General features: G+C 74.9%; 1 pseudogene. It reads left to right on the top strand.

The features are described 5' to 3' along the window. Positions 1-231, top strand: a pseudogene (locus KVS67_RS13580) (30S ribosomal protein S3); the annotation flags it as partial.

Below are 231 nucleotides of genomic sequence, written 5' to 3'. Positions count from 1 at the left end.
CGCAGGGTGTGGCCGAGCAGCCCGCCCCCGGGGTGGCGCCCCGCCGGGCGATGAAGAAGGCGACCCAGTCCGCCATGCGCGCCGGCGCGCAGGGCACCCGCACCCAGTGCCCCGGCCGCCTCGGCGGCGCCGAGATGAGCCGCTCGGAGTTCAACCGCGAGGGTCGCGTGCCGCTGCACACCCTCCGCGCGAACATCGACTTCGGCAAGTTCGAGGCCAAGACCACCATCG

Source organism: Micrococcus sp. GbtcB5 (assembly GCF_019091605.1).
Taxonomy (GTDB): Bacteria; Actinomycetota; Actinomycetes; order Actinomycetales; family Micrococcaceae; genus Micrococcus; species Micrococcus luteus.
The sequence above is the reverse complement of the archived record's forward strand: the minus strand, read 5'-3'. Positions and strand labels throughout refer to the sequence as shown.